Origin of the sequence: Paenibacillus lutimineralis (assembly GCF_003991425.1) — a bacterium.
Taxonomy (GTDB): Bacteria; Bacillota; Bacilli; order Paenibacillales; family Paenibacillaceae; genus Fontibacillus; species Fontibacillus lutimineralis.
On sequence record NZ_CP034346.1, the window covers coordinates 2,018,996 to 2,036,402 of the forward strand.

The window sequence follows — 17,407 nt, forward strand, 5'->3', positions numbered from 1 at the left end:
TTCTCGGTCCTAGACTGGGAGCCATCGTCTTTTTTGACGATATCTTCTATTGACTAGAAGGCAATTATTGAGGAACGTACATTCTTATTTTCTATGATATACTGAATAATACGAATAAATTGGATTTAACGCCGTTTGGAACGGACTCCAAGTTGCGTTAGGAGGAATTTTTATGTCACTTCAATTCATTATCGGCCGCTCGGGTAGCGGTAAAAGCAGCATGATCCTGGATACAGTCACCGCGGAATTGCGCTCTAATCCGACGGGTTCGCCGCTGATTCTGCTTGCTCCCGAACAGGGGACCTTCCAGATTGAACAAGCTATTTTAAATACGCTTGGAATACATGGGACGGTACGGGCCCAAGTATTAGGGTTTCGTCGTCTTGCCTTGCGGGTGATGCAGGAAACGGGCGGTTCGGCGCTTGTGCCGATCAGTGAGGAAGGCAAGAAAATGCTGCTCTACAAAATTGTCAGACGCCATCAGGACGAATTGAAACTGTTCGGGAAATCAGCCGATCAGCTCGGTCTGATCGAGCGTATGAATGATTTATATACCGAATTGAAGAAGCATAATGCCGACTTTTCGCGTCTGGAAGAACATATCGATCTTTTGGAAAGTTCCTCTAGAACTTCATCATTGTTAAAAGACAAGATGAGCGACCTAAGCATTATTTTCCGGGAATTCGATACAGAACTGGCCCAATTTTATATTGATGCTGAGGACCATGTGTTCAAGCTTGCGGAAGGGGCGGGAGAATCATCCTACTTGCGAGGTGCGAATATTTGGATCGATGGTTTCCAGACCTTCACCCCGCAGGAATATTTAGCGCTCAAGGCGTTAATGAAGACGGCCGCAAGTGTGACGGTAGCCCTGACCTTGGATCGCGTTTATGATGACGGATTACCGCCGCATGAGCTTAATTTGTTCTATCCGACGGCGGTTACATATATGATGCTTCGCGATATGGCACTGACAGCAGGTATTGAGGTTAAGAATACTGTGCTGCTGGATACTAGCCCTTATCCTAGATTCAAAGGGAGTGAGACGCTCTCCTATCTGGAGTATGCGTATGAACGCCGTATACCGTGGCGAGAGGATGCAGCGCCCAGAGATATGTCTAAATCGCTTCATATACACGGAGCCGCGAATAGATTGGCCGAGGTAGAAGGAGCGGCTCGCGAGATGGTGAGACTGGCCCGGGATGAGGATGCCCGGTGGCGTGATATGGCTATTTTTGTGCGGAATTTGCAGGATTATGAGCATGTGATTCGTCCTGTGTTCGCGGATTACGGAATCCCGTTCTTTATGGATAAAAAAACGAGCATTCTCCATCACCCGTTAATGGAGTTCATTCGTGGTGCGCTGGATGTGGTACTGCGGTTTTGGCGCTATGAGGATGTGTTCCGCTGCGTCAAGAGTGAGTTCCTGCTTCCCCTGGATGGCAGTCTCACACGTGAGGATATGGATGTACTAGAGAATTATGTGCTTGCCAGTGGAATTCAGGGCTATCGCTGGTATGATGGACGACCATGGAAGAATGCCCCGAGTCTATCGCTAGAACTGACCCAGGATACGAATGGAGAGGGAATGTCTGATAATAGACAGCTTCATCGTCTGGAACAGTGCAGAAGCCTGATTAGTACACCGCTGTCTACTTTCGAAAGGCGGCTTAAACGTTCGGGAAATGTACGTGAGATGTGCGCAGCCGTCTATCAGCTGTTGGAGCAAGTCGAAGCGCCGCAGCGACTCGATACGATGGCTCATACCGCGCTTGTGCAGGGTCAACCGCAGCTTGCACTGGAGCATCGCCAGCTCTGGGACGCTGTACTCGGATTGCTTGACCAGATCGTAGAGATGATGGGCGATGCGGAGCTGGAGCTTGAGATGTTCTCTGGCATACTGGAGACAGGGCTCAAGGATTTGAAGCTGGGCCTGGTTCCGCCTGCCCTGGATCAAGTGTTAGTCGGGAGTACGGACCGGACTCAGACAAGCCATGTCAAACATGCTTTCCTACTTGGCATTAATGAAGGAATTATGCCTTCGAATTTGCAGGAAGAAGGGGTGCTGAGTGACCAGGAACGCGTAAGGCTAAGTGAAATCGGCCTTGAACTGGCCCCGGGAATGACACGTAGGCTGCTTGATGAGAGATTTCTAATTTATGGGGCTATCACGGCTGCTAGCCATTCTTTATGGCTGAGTTACCCTATCGCGGATGAGGAGGGCAAGCCGCTGCTTCCATCCGAGGTAATACGCCAGATGAAAAGAATCTTCCCGACTTTGCAGGAGGGTTATCTTAACAGAGGGACTGACGTAAGCGAATCACTGAACAGTCAACTTGAGCATATACATCGGCCCCTTCCTACTTTAACCAATCTGATCGCGCAGCTACGGAGTTGGAGGGCGGGTCTGGAAGTGTTTCCAGTATGGTGGCGAGTGCTTGAATGGTACAGAACCAGGGAAGAGTGGCAGGATGCAACGGAGTTTCTGCTCGGCTCCTTAAATTATCGTAATCGCGCTAACGGACTTACCCTTGCAACCAGTCATAAGCTGTATGGCAAAAGACTGCGGACAAGCGTGTCTAGGATGGAGAAGTTTTCGGCCTGTCCGTTCTCACACTTTGCCGCTTACGGCTTGAAATTGAAGGAAAGACAAGTTTACCGGCTACAGGCACCCGACATCGGCCAGTTATTTCACGCTGCGCTGAGCATGATGGCCCTCAATTTCAAAGATCAGAATCGGAGCTGGGGAAGTCTGACGACAGAGGAATGCTTGCAGGAGGCTGAGTCTGCAGTAGACAAGCTGGCTCCCAAGCTGCAGGGGGAAATTCTGCTCAGCTCGCATCGCTATGGCTATATTACACGCAAGCTGAAGAATATCGTCGGCCGCGCTTCTATTATTCTGGGCGAGCAATCACGACGTGGCAGCTTTGAGCCGATCGGGCTGGAGATGGACTTCGGTCCGGGACGTACATTGCCGCCGCTGACTTTTCAATTGCCTAACGGCTGTGTTATGGAGATCGTGGGCAGAATCGACCGCGTAGATATGGCGGAGAGCGATCAAGGCTTGCTGCTGCGTGTCATTGACTATAAATCAAGTCAGACGGATCTGCGACTGCATGAAGTGTACTACGGCTTATCGCTACAGATGCTTACGTATTTGGATGTACTCTTATCTTCTGCCGAGACTTGGCTGGGACGCCCTGCACTGCCAGCGGGGACGCTCTATTTCCATGTTCACAACCCGCTGCTGCAGAGCAGTAACGGCATGAGCGCCGAACAGGCCCAATTGGAGATGCTGAAGCGGTTTAAGCTGAAGGGCTTACTGCTGGCTGATCGGGAAGTGATCTCCAAGATGGACGATCAACTGGAAAAAGGATATTCAGATATTCTGCCAGTCGCGGTTAAAGCGGATGGTGGGTTTTATAGCAGTGCAGCCGTAGCTACACTGGAGCAGTGGCAATCCTTGCTCGGTTCTGTGCGCGGCATTATTTCGGATATCGGCACGCGTATTACCGATGGCAATGTAGATATCGCCCCTTACCGGCTAGGCACGGAGACGGCATGTACTTACTGCTCTTACCGGTCGCTATGCCGATTTGAAGGCAGTCATGAGGATAACGGCTATCAAGTGTTGAGTAAGCCGGGCAAAAATGAGCTTTGGGAACGGTTTGATGAGCTGGGCAGAAAGGAGGAGCGAGAATGAATATACCGAAGCCGCAAGGAAGCTTCTGGAGCGATGATCAATGGCGTGCTATTACGCTGACTGGCGGGGATATTCTCGTTGCGGCGGCAGCTGGCTCAGGCAAGACAGCAGTGCTGGTCGAGAGAATCATCCGCAAGCTGTCTTCGCGAGAGCATCCGCTTGATGTTGACCGTCTGCTCGTTGCTACGTTTACCAAGGCAGCTGCGTCGGAGATGAGAGGGCGGATTCGTGAAGCACTGGAGAAGGAGCTGGCACAGGATCCGGGCAACGAACATCTTACACGACAGTTGGCGATGCTCGGGCGCGCTTCAATTACGACGCTGCACTCCTTCTGTATGGAAGTCATTCAGCGCTATTACACTATGATTCCGCTGGATCCGGGATTTCGAATTGCTTCGGAGAGCGAGACGGCACTGCTCAGACAAGAGGTTCTGGAGCAGCTGTTCGAGGACAAGTATGCCTCAGCGGAGGACGGGAACCGCTTCTTAAGTTTGGTCGACTGGTTTGGTGGTGAGCGGAGTGATGATGCGGTTTTCGCCCTGGTGTTGAAGCTGTATGATTTCGCACAAAGCCATTCTTGGCCGGAACAATGGCTGCGCGAAGCAGCTGATGCTTTTGCCGCTCCGGATGCGGCTGCACTTGAGGACAGCTTGTGGGTTCAGAGCATTGTCCGCGATACGGAGCTCGCGTTGATCGGGGCTGCAGATTTGCTAAGGCAGGCTCGTACGATTACCGAGGCTCCGGGTGGTCCCCAGCCCTACTCGATTACATTTGAAGATGATATACAAGTGATCGGTGGCCTATTGACTGCGGTTCAGGAACGTCCGTGGGCCGAGCTTTATGATGTCTTTCAATCCGCAAGCTTTGGCAAGCTGAAGCCGTGCAAGAAGGACCAGACAGACCCTTTGCTGCAGGAACGGGCCAAAGCACTGCGCGAGGAAGCGAAGAAGCTGGTCAGTGAACTGCAGACTCAGTTATTCGGACGCACTACAGAGGCTTATTTGGCCGAGTTGCATCAATCTGCGCCTCTAATGAAGGAGCTTGCTGAGCTGATTGCTGAGTTCGGTGCTCGCTACCGTACGGACAAGACAGCCAGAGGCTGGCTTGACTTTGCTGACTTGGAGCATTATTGCCTGCAAATCCTGCGGCATCCTGACTCGAGTCCGGGAGATTTACAGCCATCTGCGGCTGCTCTCGAATATCAGGCCCAATATGATGAAGTGCTGCTCGACGAATATCAGGATACGAATACAGTTCAGGAGGATATTATCTCCCTGATTGCCCGGACTGCTCCTGGCAATCGCTTCATGGTCGGCGATGTGAAGCAGAGTATCTATCGGTTCCGGCTTGCAGAACCCGGGTTATTCCTACAGAAGTATCGTAGCTACGGGGACGAGATCGGCGAGCAAGGTTTAAGAATCGACTTGGCCCGGAACTTCCGCAGCCGCCAAGAAGTTGTTAATGCGGTCAACATGCTGTTCAGACAGATGATGAACGAGAGCGCGATGGAGATCGAATACGACAAGCGGGCCGAACTCGTGTATGGCGAGGGGTTTCCTGAGATGGGACAAGACGGAGATGAATATCGTCCCGAGCTGCTCTTGATCGATCGCAGCAAGGATAGTTCGGCTTCTGTGACTGAAGCGGATAGCGCTGATGGAGCAGATAGCGGGAGCGGTGAGACGGAGGAAGCCATCGAGCTTGAGGCTGTACAGCTGGAGGCACGAGCGATAGCAGAGCGAATCCGCAAGCTGCTTGGCGAAGGCGGACGCTCTCCGCTGCAAATCTATGATAAGCAGTTACGCGCCATGCGTTCGGTGGGTTATCGGGATATGACGATTTTGCTCAGATCCACGCTGTCTTGGGCACCTGTCATGATCGAAGAGCTGCGGCGCGAGGGCATACCGGCTGCGGCTGAGTTGAGCCAGGGATATTTCCAGGCTTCTGAAGTAGACACGATGCTGTCGTTGCTTCAGGTGATCGATAATCCGCTTCAGGATATACCGCTGGCTGCTGTACTTCGCTCGCCGCTATATGGCTTCTCGGAAGAGGAATTGGCTGAGATACGCCTTGCAGCCGAGCGTGGTCATTTCTATGAAGCTGTTCTGAATGCCGCTCAGAGTGAGCCTGGTCATTTCGAAGAAGTAGAACTGACTGAGAACGGTTCGAAAAATAGTTGGATCATTGCGGAGGATGAGGGTACAGCAGAAGATCTCTGTCTAGAAGAGAACACAAGAGTAGTGAGTGCAGCTAAGATCGGCAGCGCTAATGAGACCCATTCGACTGAATATGGAAGCTCAGCACGACTGGCCGTAAGGCTGCAGCGTTTCCTAAGTCAACTCAGTGAGTGGCGGAACCGTGCCCGTGAAGGCGAGCTTAGCAATTTAATCTGGGGGATTTTCCGCGATACTGGTTATTTGGATTGGGTTGGTGGTTTGCCGGGAGGATCTCAGAGACAGTCCAACCTGCGCTCACTGTATGATCGCGCTACCCAGTATGAATCAGCGACTTCATCCAGGGGCTTGTTCCGCTTCCTTCGCTATATTCAGCGGCTTAAGGACAATGGAGGAGACTTGGGCGCTGCTGCCTCGACTGAGGGTCAAGAGGATGCGGTCAGCATCATGACGATTCATAAGAGTAAAGGTCTAGAGTTCCCGGTTGTATTCGTTGCCGGCCTCTCCAGAATGTTCAATCGCCAGGATTTGAATGCACCTTTTCTGATTCATAAAGAGATGGGCTTTGGTCCGAAATTCATCGACAACGAGCTCAGAGTCAGTTATCCAACCCTGCCGAATTTGGCAATCCGCAGACGGGCACAGATGGAGCTGTTGGCCGAGGAGATGCGTGTGCTCTATGTAGCTTTAACACGGCCGAAGGAGAAGCTGATTCTTGTCTCGTCTGTCAAAGATCTGGCCAAGTCCGCCCAGAATTGGGGCGGTGTGCTTGAGGTTCAGGAGGAGCGGCTGCCAGACTATGTGCTTGTGCGAGGCCGTTGCTATCTTGATTGGATCGGCCCGGCGCTGATACGACATGCTGCAGCTTCTGAGCTGCGCAGGTTCGGAGGACTGCCGGAGACAACAAGCGCAGCGCTTGCTGACGGTTCAGCGGCTTGGACGATTGAACTGGTAAGCGCACAAGAGGTAGCAGTACCGACGGCACATATTGAAGCTGCGGCAGCGGGGATGGGCGGAGCTGTCGAAGAATTCGGCTTGAATGTGCTGACGGCTGATGAAGGGGCAAGGACGGATTTCGGACGAGATGAGCTTGACCGTCTGATTGAGTCTCGATTGAATTGGGTATACCCACATACGGCAGCTACACGGATCTCTGCAAAGACATCGGTAACCGAGATGAAAACATGGCATCAAACCGAGGAAGAAAGTGGGGCCAATCTGTTCACCACAGCTGAAATGAAGCAGGAAATGTCCCAAAATGCGGAGCAGGTGGATTTCAAATTGCATCTGCGCAGACCTCGCTTCATGGAGCAGGCCAAATTGACGCCAACGGAACGCGGAACTGCGTATCATACAGTTATGCAGCATTTGCCCTTTGATAAAGGTAGAGATGAAGCTGTCGTTGCTGAACTGCTGCAGTCATTAATCGAGAAGAGGATTATGACGGTAGAGCAGGCTGCAGAGATTGATACGGCTCGTATCGCTGAATTCTGGAATAGCCCGGTCGGGAAATTACTGGACCGTGCGGATTGGGTTAAGCGCGAGCTGCCGTTTAGCTATGGATTGTCAGCTACCGAGGCGTATCCGACTCTAGCGCCTTTAGCGGAGCTATTTGCTGGGCCAGTAACGCTGTCTGAAACTAGCGGGAATATAGTGGATAAAGCTCCTAATAGCTTGGTTAAAGATAGTGTAAATTCACTTGATAGCGAGGCTGACAGGACACCAGATCCTGATAGGCTAAATGCGCTTCCTGGACTGGACGGCGAGACGGTTCTGATTCAAGGGGTTGTTGACTGTTTGTTTTTCGCAGATGGCAAACAGTATTTGCTGGATTACAAGAGCGACAAGGTGCTGGAGCACCGCGGCGGAGTAGAGGCATTGGCAGAGTTCTATCGCTTCCAATTGGATCTGTATGCCAAGGCCATTAAAGATATTACGGGCGTCCCGGTAGATGAGAAATGGTTGTATTTCATTGATAGCGGCGACGTGATTAAGCTGTGAGACAAGCTTTGATGAAATAGATAGGATAGACTACGGCTGGTTAGCTTAGCTGTAGTCTCCTAATGTAACGTGTATAAACTCTAACGAAACAGGGTATCGTTATTGACTGCAAAAATGTGGATAAAGCGATGATTTCGTCTAGATAACGATATGTTGTTTCGTTAGATTTGAAATTATTATGTTTTTGTGAAAATAGCGTGTTCCAGTAGTGTTAGTTTCGTAGAGTAATAGAGTTGAAAGGGGAGATGAATGAGTGCGTATTTTGCATACGGGGGATTGGCATTTGGGACGTACGCTTGAGGGCAGAAGCCGCTTGCCGGAGCAGGAGCAGTTCCTGGACGAGCTGGTCTCGATCTCGGAGGCGGAGCAGGTCGATGTCATACTGATGGCGGGGGATGTCTACGATAGTGTTAATCCGCCTGCGGCGGCGGAATCCCTGTTCTATGATGCGGCTGCACGGCTTGCGGAGAATGGAAGGCAGCTCATTGTGATCGCCGGCAACCATGACCAACCGGAGCGGGTCGCCTCTGTCTCGCCTTTAGTATCTCGGCGAGGAATCCACTTGGTGGGCTTGCCGTCCGTCGAAGCGGTCAAAGTTCAGGTGCCGCGTACGGGAGAGATCGCCACGATCGCTGCTCTGCCGTATCCTTCAGAATCGCGTCTGTCCGAGCTGCTGGCTGGTGAGAGTGATGAGGCTGAACTGCGCCTCGCGTATAGTGCGAAGGTTGGAAGATTAATGAGGCAGCTTGCCGAGGCTTATCGTCCGGACACCGTCAATTTGGCGATGAGCCATATTTATGTCCTGGGTGGTCTGGAGAGCGATTCGGAAAGACCGATCCAGGTCGGCGGCGCTTATACGGTGGATCCTTCTGCATTGGATGTTGGAGCGCAGTATACGGCGCTTGGACATCTGCATCGCCCTCAGGCGGTCAAAGCGGGCAGCATGATGCGCTACAGTGGCTCGCCGCTGGCATATAGCTTCTCGGAAGCAGGACAAGCCAAATCGGTGATGCTGCTGGATATTGCTCCAGGAGAGGAGCCGATAGCCAGAGAGTTGTATTTGACGAGCGGTCGACCTCTCGTGCGTTGGGCATGCCGCGGCGGATTAGACGAAGTACGGCGTTGGCTGGAAGAAGGCAGGGATGCCAATGCGTTCATCGATCTTGAGATCAACTTAACGGAAGCGATGTCGCTGGGTGATATTCAGACGCTTCGCAAGGCGCGTGAAGGGATAATACATATCCGTCCGGTATATCCAGGTCGTGACACGGAAGAGCAGGTCTTCTCCCGCGCAGGGATGCCGGTAGATGAGCTGTTCCGCCGTTTCTATCAGCGGCAGAGTGGCGGTGCTGAGCCGGAAGCGGAGTTGGTCAATCTGTTTATGTCGCTCATCGCTGAGGATGAGCAGCAGGATGGCGAGGAGGTGGAGCAAGCTTGAAGCCGATCACTTTAAAATTGGCGGGGCTGCAGAGCTACCGTGAGATGCAGGAGATTGATTTTACCGAACTGTGCGATACGGGCTTGTTCGGTATTTTTGGCCCTACCGGCAGTGGCAAATCGACGCTTCTGGATGCTATTACACTGGCGATGTACGGCAAGGTTGGACGAGCTTCGGGCGGGACGCAAGGAATTATGAATCAGGCTGAGGACAGCCTGTTTGTCTCGTTCACCTTCGAGTTAGCATCCGCTCAAGGAGTGGAGCGGTACCGGGTAGAGCGGCGCTTCAAGCGGCAAAATGAGCTGTCGATCAGCAACACGCTTAGCCGCATTGTGGAGATCAGTGAAGAAGGAGACCGGGTGATCGCTGATAAATTGGCGGATGTTACCCGTGCTGTAGAAGAGAAGATCGGCTTAAAAATGGATGATTTTACGCGCGCCGTCGTCCTTCCCCAAGGGAAATTTGCCGAGTTTCTGTCGCTAAAAGGGGCTGATCGCCGCCAGATGCTGCAGCGTCTGTTTCATCTGGAGCAGTATGGAGATCTGCTTGTACAGAAGCTCAGCCGTAAGGTCAAGGAGACCGACCAGACCTTAAAGGAGCTGGAGGCGGAGCAGCAGGGCCTGGGCAACGCCTCGGAGGAGGCGCTGAAGCAAGCGGAGAGCGCTTTGAGGGAAGCAGCGGAGCTTGCCAAGCTGCGGCGGGAAGAGCTTGCTGCTGCGCAGCGGCAGGCGGATGAGCTCGCGAAGCTGCGCGAGCTTAGCGAGGAGCGCGGCCTACGGGCGGCGAAGCTGGCTGAGCTGCGCGCGCAGGAGGTGGACATCGCGAAGCTGGAAGCCGATCTGGCCCGGGCTGCGGCGGCGGAGTCGCTTAGGCCGACGCTAGCCGCATGGAGGGAAGCGCAGCAGGTCACTGCCACGCGCGAACAGAGCGCTGCCAGCGCCAAGCAGGCGGCAACCGAGGCCTCCGCTGCAGCGAGCCAAGCAGCGGAAGCGGCGGAGTTGGCAAGGCTGGAGCTTGCCGCCAAGGAACCGGCGTTGCTGCTGCGGCTGAGCGAGCTGGAGCAGGCCAAACGCCTGCAAGCGGAATGTGATGTCCTGCTTGCCGAGCTGAAGCAGCTGCAGGTATCACGCGAAGAAGCGGCGCGTAAGCGGGAACAGTTGGGAGCGGAGCAGGCGAAGGAGGAGCAGCTCCTCGCCAAGGCGCAGCAGCGCCAGCGCGAGCTTGAACAGCAGCGTGCTGGCTATGAAGTCGCTCCTGATGAGCGGGAGCGTATTCAGGCTGCATATCACAGCGCGCAGGAGATCGCTAGATTGCAGCAGCAGCAAGCTGCCGCAGCTCAGGAAGAAGCGGCGTACCGCGTCAGAACAGAGCAAGCCGCGCTTCGCCTGCAAGATTTGGTTCAGGCGAAGCAGTTGATTGAGACTGGTTGTCACGATCTAGCGAGAGAGGCACTAGAGCAGATTTATTATTTACAGCAGCTTAGCGTTGATGCTGTCTCTTGTCGACAGCTTCTGACCCAATTGGAGGCGGAGCTGAAGGCGTCGCTGAAAGAACGCGAGCTGCATATTTGGTCCCTCCGCCTGGCGGAGCAGCTGCAGGAAGGGGCGCCGTGCCCTGTATGCGGTTCGGAGCATCATCCCGGTATGGTTCTAACAGAAGGACAGTTCGCAGATGAGGAAGCGGAATTGACGCAGATTGGCGAACTACTAGGACGGATACAAGAACTGCAATACGAGCTGTCGCGTGATTTGGACACGGGGAATAGCCTGCTTGAATTGCTTGGAGTAGATAGTAGTGGAGCAAAGAATCTGGCTGCAGAGGAGCTAGAATTAATCGAAACGACGGGTACAGCTCGTCAGGAGACAGCCGCCTCTGTTATGCCATCCGTGCGGGATGGAGAGTCAGAGCAATCTGATCCTTTGACATCACTTAGCGTGCTTCAGCAGTCCATCGTTGAAATCGGGGAAAAGCAGGGACAATTGCGTACTCTTCTACAACAGCTACAGCGTGATGCTAGGAAGGCAAAGGCTGATCTGACTGCCCTGCTGCCGCAACACAGTGCCACACAATCGGAATCGGCTGCTGCTATCGGATTGCTGGACCAATCGAGCTCACGGAGCGAAGCGCTTCTTGAGGAATTAACTACGAAGTTGGGGGCATGGCAGCAAGCCTATCCCCCATTGTCTCTCGATTCTGTAGGACAGCTGCAAGAACAAATTCAGGCCAAGGACCGCCAGCTTGCAGATGTTAGGGAGAGGCTTGCTGTTAGCATTCCCTATATTGAAGAGAGAACGGCTCGTATTGCTAGTTTAGTGCAAAAGGGCGTGGAGCTTGATAAACAGCTGCTACAGGCGGAGACACAGGAGCAAGGGAAAAAGGCTTTGCTGCAAGAGAAGCAGGAGCGGCTAAATACCTGGATCGGCTCAGAGCAAGTAGGTCAGCTGCTGCTTGAAGCTGAGAATTCCCTGAAGTCACTGCGCCAAGCCGCTGAGCATACTCGCAAGCTGCAATTGGAGACGTCTACCCACAGCAATGAAGCTGGAACGCTTGCTGCTTCGGCTAATCAGGCGGCGGTATCCGCCCGAGAGCAGGAGCAATACTGGGCAGAGCGCTGCTCGGAGCAATTGGCTGCGTCGCCATTTGCCACAGAGCAGGAAGCGGTGGAAGCGTTAATGAGTGCGGAACAGTCGGAAGCGAGTGCACAGCGGATTAAGGTACACAGAGATGAGCAGCTTGAACACAAGATCCGCCTGAAGGAACTGGATGTCAGGCTGAATGGCCGGATGGTTGATCAGGCGGACTGGGAGGCCTGTCAGCTTGCGTTGTCGCTGGCCAAACAGCAGGATGAGGCGGCTCTACAAGGTCAGGCTCGTTCGGAGCGTGATCTGGAGGATTTGGCTTCGCGGCATGTGCGCTGGAAGGAGCTTGAGGTTAGACGACTAGACCTTGAGCATCAGGCTGGATTAATGGCCAAGCTGCAGACGACGCTTCGCGGCAACGCCTTCGTTGAATATGTTGCTGAGGAACAGTTGATGAATGTCAGCCATGCGGCCTCCCAGCGTCTCCGCTCGCTAACGAAGCAGCGATATTCTCTGGAGACAGATTCGGGCGGAGGCTTTGTCATTTGCGATGACGCAAATGGAGGTGTGAAGCGGCCGGTAGGGACGCTGTCCGGTGGAGAGACATTTCTGACCTCGCTGGCGCTTGCACTGGCGTTGTCTGCACAAATTCAGCTTCGTGGCAAATATCCACTGCAATTCTTTTTCCTGGATGAAGGATTTGGCACACTCGACCCTGAATTACTGGATACGGTAATTACTTCTCTGGAGCATCTTCATCATGATCACCTCTCGGTCGGAATCATTACACATGTGGCCGAGCTGCGGGCACGACTGGTACGCAAGCTTGTTGTTATACCGGCGGAGAGTGGCGGCGAAGGTTCTAAGGTTGTCGTGGAGAGAATGTAGTCTTAGACTATGACGGAGTAAGTGAAGGAGAGGAAAGTATGAAAGAGGTCGATGTATGAAAATTAAAGTATTAATCGCGGATGATAATTCATTTATCAGAGAGGGCATGCGCATTATCCTCAACTCTTTCGAGGAATTCGAAGTACTAGCCACAGTGGAGGACGGCCGCGAGGCGGTGGAATTCTGCCAGGCCAACGAGGTGGATGTAGCGCTGCTCGATGTGCGCATGCCGAATATGAATGGTGTCGAGGCTACTCGTCTGCTCACGGAGACGACGAAGACGAAGCCGCTTATTCTGACTACCTTTGACGATGATGAGTATATTACGGATGCTATTCGCTTTGGCGCCAAGGGATATTTGCTAAAAAATAACGATCCTGAGCGGATCCGTGATGCGATTAGGAGTATCCATCATGGTCATAACGTATTGCAGAATGTCATTCTTGACAAACTGAAGCTGAATCTTGGCGATCATACGCCCGGCGTGGTCGAACCGCCGATTGATGTCAGTTTGTTCACTGAGCGCGAACTAGAGGTCATGTCCGGCATTGCCAAAGGGTTGTCCAACAAAGAGATTTCCAGGGAACTGTTCATTTCTGAAGGAACGGTCGCTAATTATATCACTTCGCTATTGAACAAGACCGGGCTTGAGCACCGCACCCAAATTGCTATCTATTATTTAACGGGAAGGATACGTTAGAGAGATGGAGCTATGGAATATGGGTAATAAGCTGGTTGTCTTATTATTCGTTGTTTCTGGGGCGTACTTTATGAATGATCGGCCCTCGAGATGGCTAGTATTCTATTTTCTTGTCTATATTGCGATCAATCTATCGGCTCAGATAATACGCAACCGTTATGTCGCACAGGCTGTAATCGGGATTGGAATGGCTTATACACTAATTTGTGCGTTCTATATTAATCCTTATTTTTTGCTACTATACCCGTTTAGCATTTTTGATTTGGCTTCGTATGACGGCCAGAGACAGAAATGGTACTATCTCTTGCTGCTCGTACCGCTATGGATCATCAGCGGCTCTCTGCTTATGCTGTATGGTCTTATAGCTGTACTGAGTATGATGAACTACCTACTAATCAGTAAATCGCGTGACAAGGCCAGGAAGCAGGAGGAACAACTGGATCAGATGCGGCATTCTCAGGACCAGCTTCGCAGGAAGCTGCATGAGAATGAGGAGTTCATTCGCGTATCGGAGTATACATATAAGCTGGAGGAGCGTAACCGTTTGTCTCAGGAAATTCATGACGGGGTAGGCCACTCGATGACAGGTGCGCTTATTCAAATGGAGGCAGCCAAGCGTATTTTGCAGACCGATCCTGAGTCCGCTGAGAATCTGCTGCAGAATGCCATCGGCATCTCCAAAGAGGCGATCGAACAGATCCGGCATACGCTGAAGAACATGAAACCAGCGCTGCAGCAACTAGGGATCCAGCGGCTGAAGACGTTGGTGGAGGCCTTCGGTGGCCATTCCGGCCTAGTGACTTCGGTTATACATGGGGGCAATCTTGAACTGATTACACCCCTTCACTGGAAGATCATTCATGAGAATGTGACAGAAGCATTGACGAATACAGCCAAGTACGCAGGTGCTACAACGGTTCATGTTGAAGTTCGGGTATTGGGTAAAATGATCAAAGTTGTTGTGAACGACAATGGGCGCGGTAAAGATAAAATTGTGAAGGGCCTCGGACTGATTGGTATGGAAGAACGGTCTGCCTCAGTGGGTGGTACAATTATTGCTGATGGAACGAAGGGCTTCAGCGTCACTACGCTCATTCCGCTTACCGGGGAAAGCTAGGGTGAATTTTCTCATATAGAAGTTTCCGCCAGCAGTGATAGAGCAAGCCAATGGTAATGTGGCAGAATGTTGATAAATCGCTAGCTCTATATAGTTAGAGCCACATCTCTCCAACTCTAACGAAACTGGATATCGTTATATGGGCCGGAAATGGCAGATAAAAATTGTAACGAAACTGGGTATCGCTATTTGGGTGAATTTACGGCGAATAGAGCGGATTTCTCACGAATAACGATATGGTGTTTCGTTAGATTTAATTTGTTGCTCTTGATGGGGAAATAACGATCTGTAGTTTCGTTAGAGTTTGCACATGAAAATATTCACCCCCCTGGCTATGTGTTTTACTAAAAGTACAAGTTCAAAAAGTCAGACTTTCAGCACCAAAGCTTATGCTTCCGATGTGCGTTTTTTCAAAACGCTTCAGTTGGGTGTAGCTAGGGACGAAAGGAGCACAGCGTACGTAGTTTGTACGTGAGCACCGGAAGGCCCGGCTGAATTCAAGATTCGATGTCGAATAAACTTTTAGTACTGCTACGTGATCAAAAGGGGACTTTTTGAACAATCCCTAAAAACATGAAATTTCTAATATACAAAGGATGAACTTATGCACTGACATAAGGGCATCCTTTTTTTCTACAATAGGATCATCAAGCGGATGAGAAATGATGAATCGAAATGGAGAGTGTCTGGGATGAATGTACTGGAAATTCGCGAATTGACCAAGAAGTTTGGTGAATTCATAGCTGTTGACAATATATCACTGGCGGTTCGGGAAGGCGAGATATTCGGGTTCCTTGGAGCGAACGGGGCGGGCAAGAGTACAACGATCAACCTGGTGGCCTCCTTGCTACGTCCAAGCAGCGGAGAGATTCGGATCTTGGATCGGGACCTCATGAAGCATAGCCGCTACACCAAGATGAATCTGGGCATAGTCCCGCAGGATTTGGCGATCTACAAAGAGATGACCGCCTATGAGAATGTTAGCTTCTTTGCCGGCTTATACGGATTACGCGGGGCAGAACTTAAGGAGCGGACGATTGAAGCCCTTAAGTTCGTCGGGCTGGAAGACAAGATGAAGAGTTATCCGAAGAACTTCTCTGGCGGGATGAAACGGCGCCTCAATATTGCCTGTGCAATCGCACATCGCCCCAAGCTGATCATTATGGATGAGCCAACGGTCGGAATCGACCCTCACTCCCGGAATTATATTCTAAATTCGGTACGCAAGCTAAATGAGATGGGCTGCACGATCATCTACACCAGCCACTATATGGAGGAAGTGGAGGAGATCTGCACCCGGGTCGCTATTATCGACCATGGTAAGGTCATCGCAGAGGGGACTAAGGAGCAGTTGGTAGCGACAATTACAGATCTTAAAGAGATTCGAATCGAGCTTAAGAAATGCATTCCGAGCCTTGCCGATACTTTGCGCAGAATTCCGGGTGTAAGAAGTGTCGAATTGCTGGAACAGACCGTGCGGGTTTTCTGCGATCTGGAAGTAGATAATCTCGGTCTGATTCTGAAGGAATTAATCAGCCATGATGCGGATATCCGTTCGGTTGAGGAGCAGGAGCCGAATCTAGAGACGGTATTTCTGACGCTGACTGGACGAACACTTCGGGACTAAGAAGCGTGGAAGGCGATGCCAATGAACGGGGGAAGAGAAATCAATGAACATTTTACGCATTGCGTATAAAGAAGTTTTGCAGGATATGCGTGACCGTTGGACGCTTATATTTATGCTGGCATTTCCAATTGTGCTAATGATGATTTTGGGCTTTGCGCTTAGCAATGCTTTTGAGAGCGGAACGACGAACATCGACAAAATTCACGTCCTGGTCAAGGACAGAGGAGAGAATGAGGCCCTAACACGCAGCTTCGCGGCATTCTCTGCGGAGACGGCCAAATCAGGTATCCTGTTCGAGGACCTAAAGGCGGGTATGGATGGTACAGAAGAGGTAAGGGCGGGGCGCTATGCCGACTACGTGGAACTAACAAAGGATGGGATTGAGCTATACAGTAACAGCTTCATTACGTTGGAGCATCAAATTTTGCAGGGAACGCTGACTGCGTTCACTGAGAAATACAAGGTGATCAGTACAATTGCTAAGCTGGAGCCTGACAAAATAGGAGTCGTGGGCTCTGAGCCCGCAGCCCAAAACTATATCAAGGAGACTTCGCTAATTCCTGATCGTAAGCCCGGCGCACTGGATTATTATGCAATGGCGATGACCGCGTTGGTCGCCTTGTGGGGCGCAATGTCTGCCGGCCAGTTAATTACCGGGGAGGTCAGAGAGGGGACAGCATTCCGGCTCGTGGCTGCCCCGATTAATAAAGGAGAAATTTTCATTGGCAAGGTCCTTGGCAATCTCGCTGTGAATATGCTTTGTGTTCTGATTATTATCTTCTTCAGTAAATTTGCCTTTGGTGCATATTGGGGTGATCATTTGCCCGTCGTCATTCTCCTGTTGTTATCTGAGGTTATTATGGCCGTTAGCTTGGGGCTGGCCGTCAGCTATATATTCAAGGATACAGCGAGTCGCGCCATACTTCTGTTGATCACACAGCTCGGGGCGATCTTTGGAGGAGCCTATTTCCCATTCGATGAAGCGGGGATTGAGTTAACCAAGATCATGTCTTTTATCATTCGAATGTCTCCGGTCCGCTGGACGAATAATGCGCTGACGGGCATCGTCTATAGGAATGAGATTTGGGAGATGTGGCCGGTATTTGCTCTTAATATCGGAATCGCTATCGTGATGTTGACAATTGCTGCGGTCATGATGCGGCGTAGGGAGGGACTATAA

General features: G+C 51.6%; 8 protein-coding genes. All 8 read left to right on the plus strand.

Going from position 1 to position 17,407, the window contains the following annotated elements; all coding sequences use genetic code 11:
* Nucleotides 1–172: 172 nt before the first annotated feature.
* The 8 genes from addB (at nt 173) to EI981_RS08310 (ending at nt 17,407) form a co-directional block, all read left to right on the plus strand.
* Nucleotides 173–3,703 (plus strand): helicase-exonuclease AddAB subunit AddB, encoded by a 3,531-nt coding sequence (gene addB / locus EI981_RS08275; RefSeq protein WP_126997131.1) that lies wholly within the window; start codon nt 173–175, stop codon nt 3,701–3,703.
* On the plus strand, nt 3,700–7,878 hold the full coding sequence (gene addA, locus EI981_RS08280; RefSeq protein ID WP_126997133.1) for a helicase-exonuclease AddAB subunit AddA: 4,179 nt from the start codon (nt 3,700–3,702) through the stop codon (nt 7,876–7,878). Before addB ends, addA begins: the two co-directional genes overlap by 4 nt.
* Before the next feature lie 253 nt (nt 7,879–8,131).
* Entirely contained in the window at nt 8,132–9,316 is a 1,185-nt protein-coding gene (locus EI981_RS08285) for an exonuclease SbcCD subunit D (protein ID WP_126997135.1), read from the plus strand.
* A complete protein-coding gene (locus tag EI981_RS08290) occupies nt 9,313–12,783 on the plus strand; it encodes an AAA family ATPase (protein WP_126997137.1) in 3,471 nt (1,156 codons plus the stop codon). The genes EI981_RS08285 and EI981_RS08290 overlap by 4 nt, the downstream gene beginning before the upstream one ends.
* Before the next feature lie 55 nt (nt 12,784–12,838).
* A complete protein-coding gene (locus EI981_RS08295; protein ID WP_126997139.1) occupies nt 12,839–13,483 on the plus strand; it encodes a response regulator transcription factor in 645 nt (214 codons plus the stop codon).
* A gap of 19 nt (nt 13,484–13,502) precedes the next feature.
* Complete coding sequence (locus tag EI981_RS08300; RefSeq protein ID WP_162616135.1) at nt 13,503–14,600, plus strand: sensor histidine kinase; 1,098 nt, start codon at nt 13,503–13,505, stop codon at nt 14,598–14,600.
* A 691-nt stretch (nt 14,601–15,291) separates the two neighbouring features.
* Nucleotides 15,292–16,227, plus strand: coding sequence for an ABC transporter ATP-binding protein (locus EI981_RS08305; RefSeq protein WP_126997143.1), 936 nt, complete (start codon nt 15,292–15,294; stop codon nt 16,225–16,227).
* Nucleotides 16,228–16,270: 43 nt separating this feature from the next.
* Complete coding sequence (locus tag EI981_RS08310) at nt 16,271–17,407, plus strand: ABC transporter permease (protein WP_126997145.1); 1,137 nt, start codon at nt 16,271–16,273, stop codon at nt 17,405–17,407.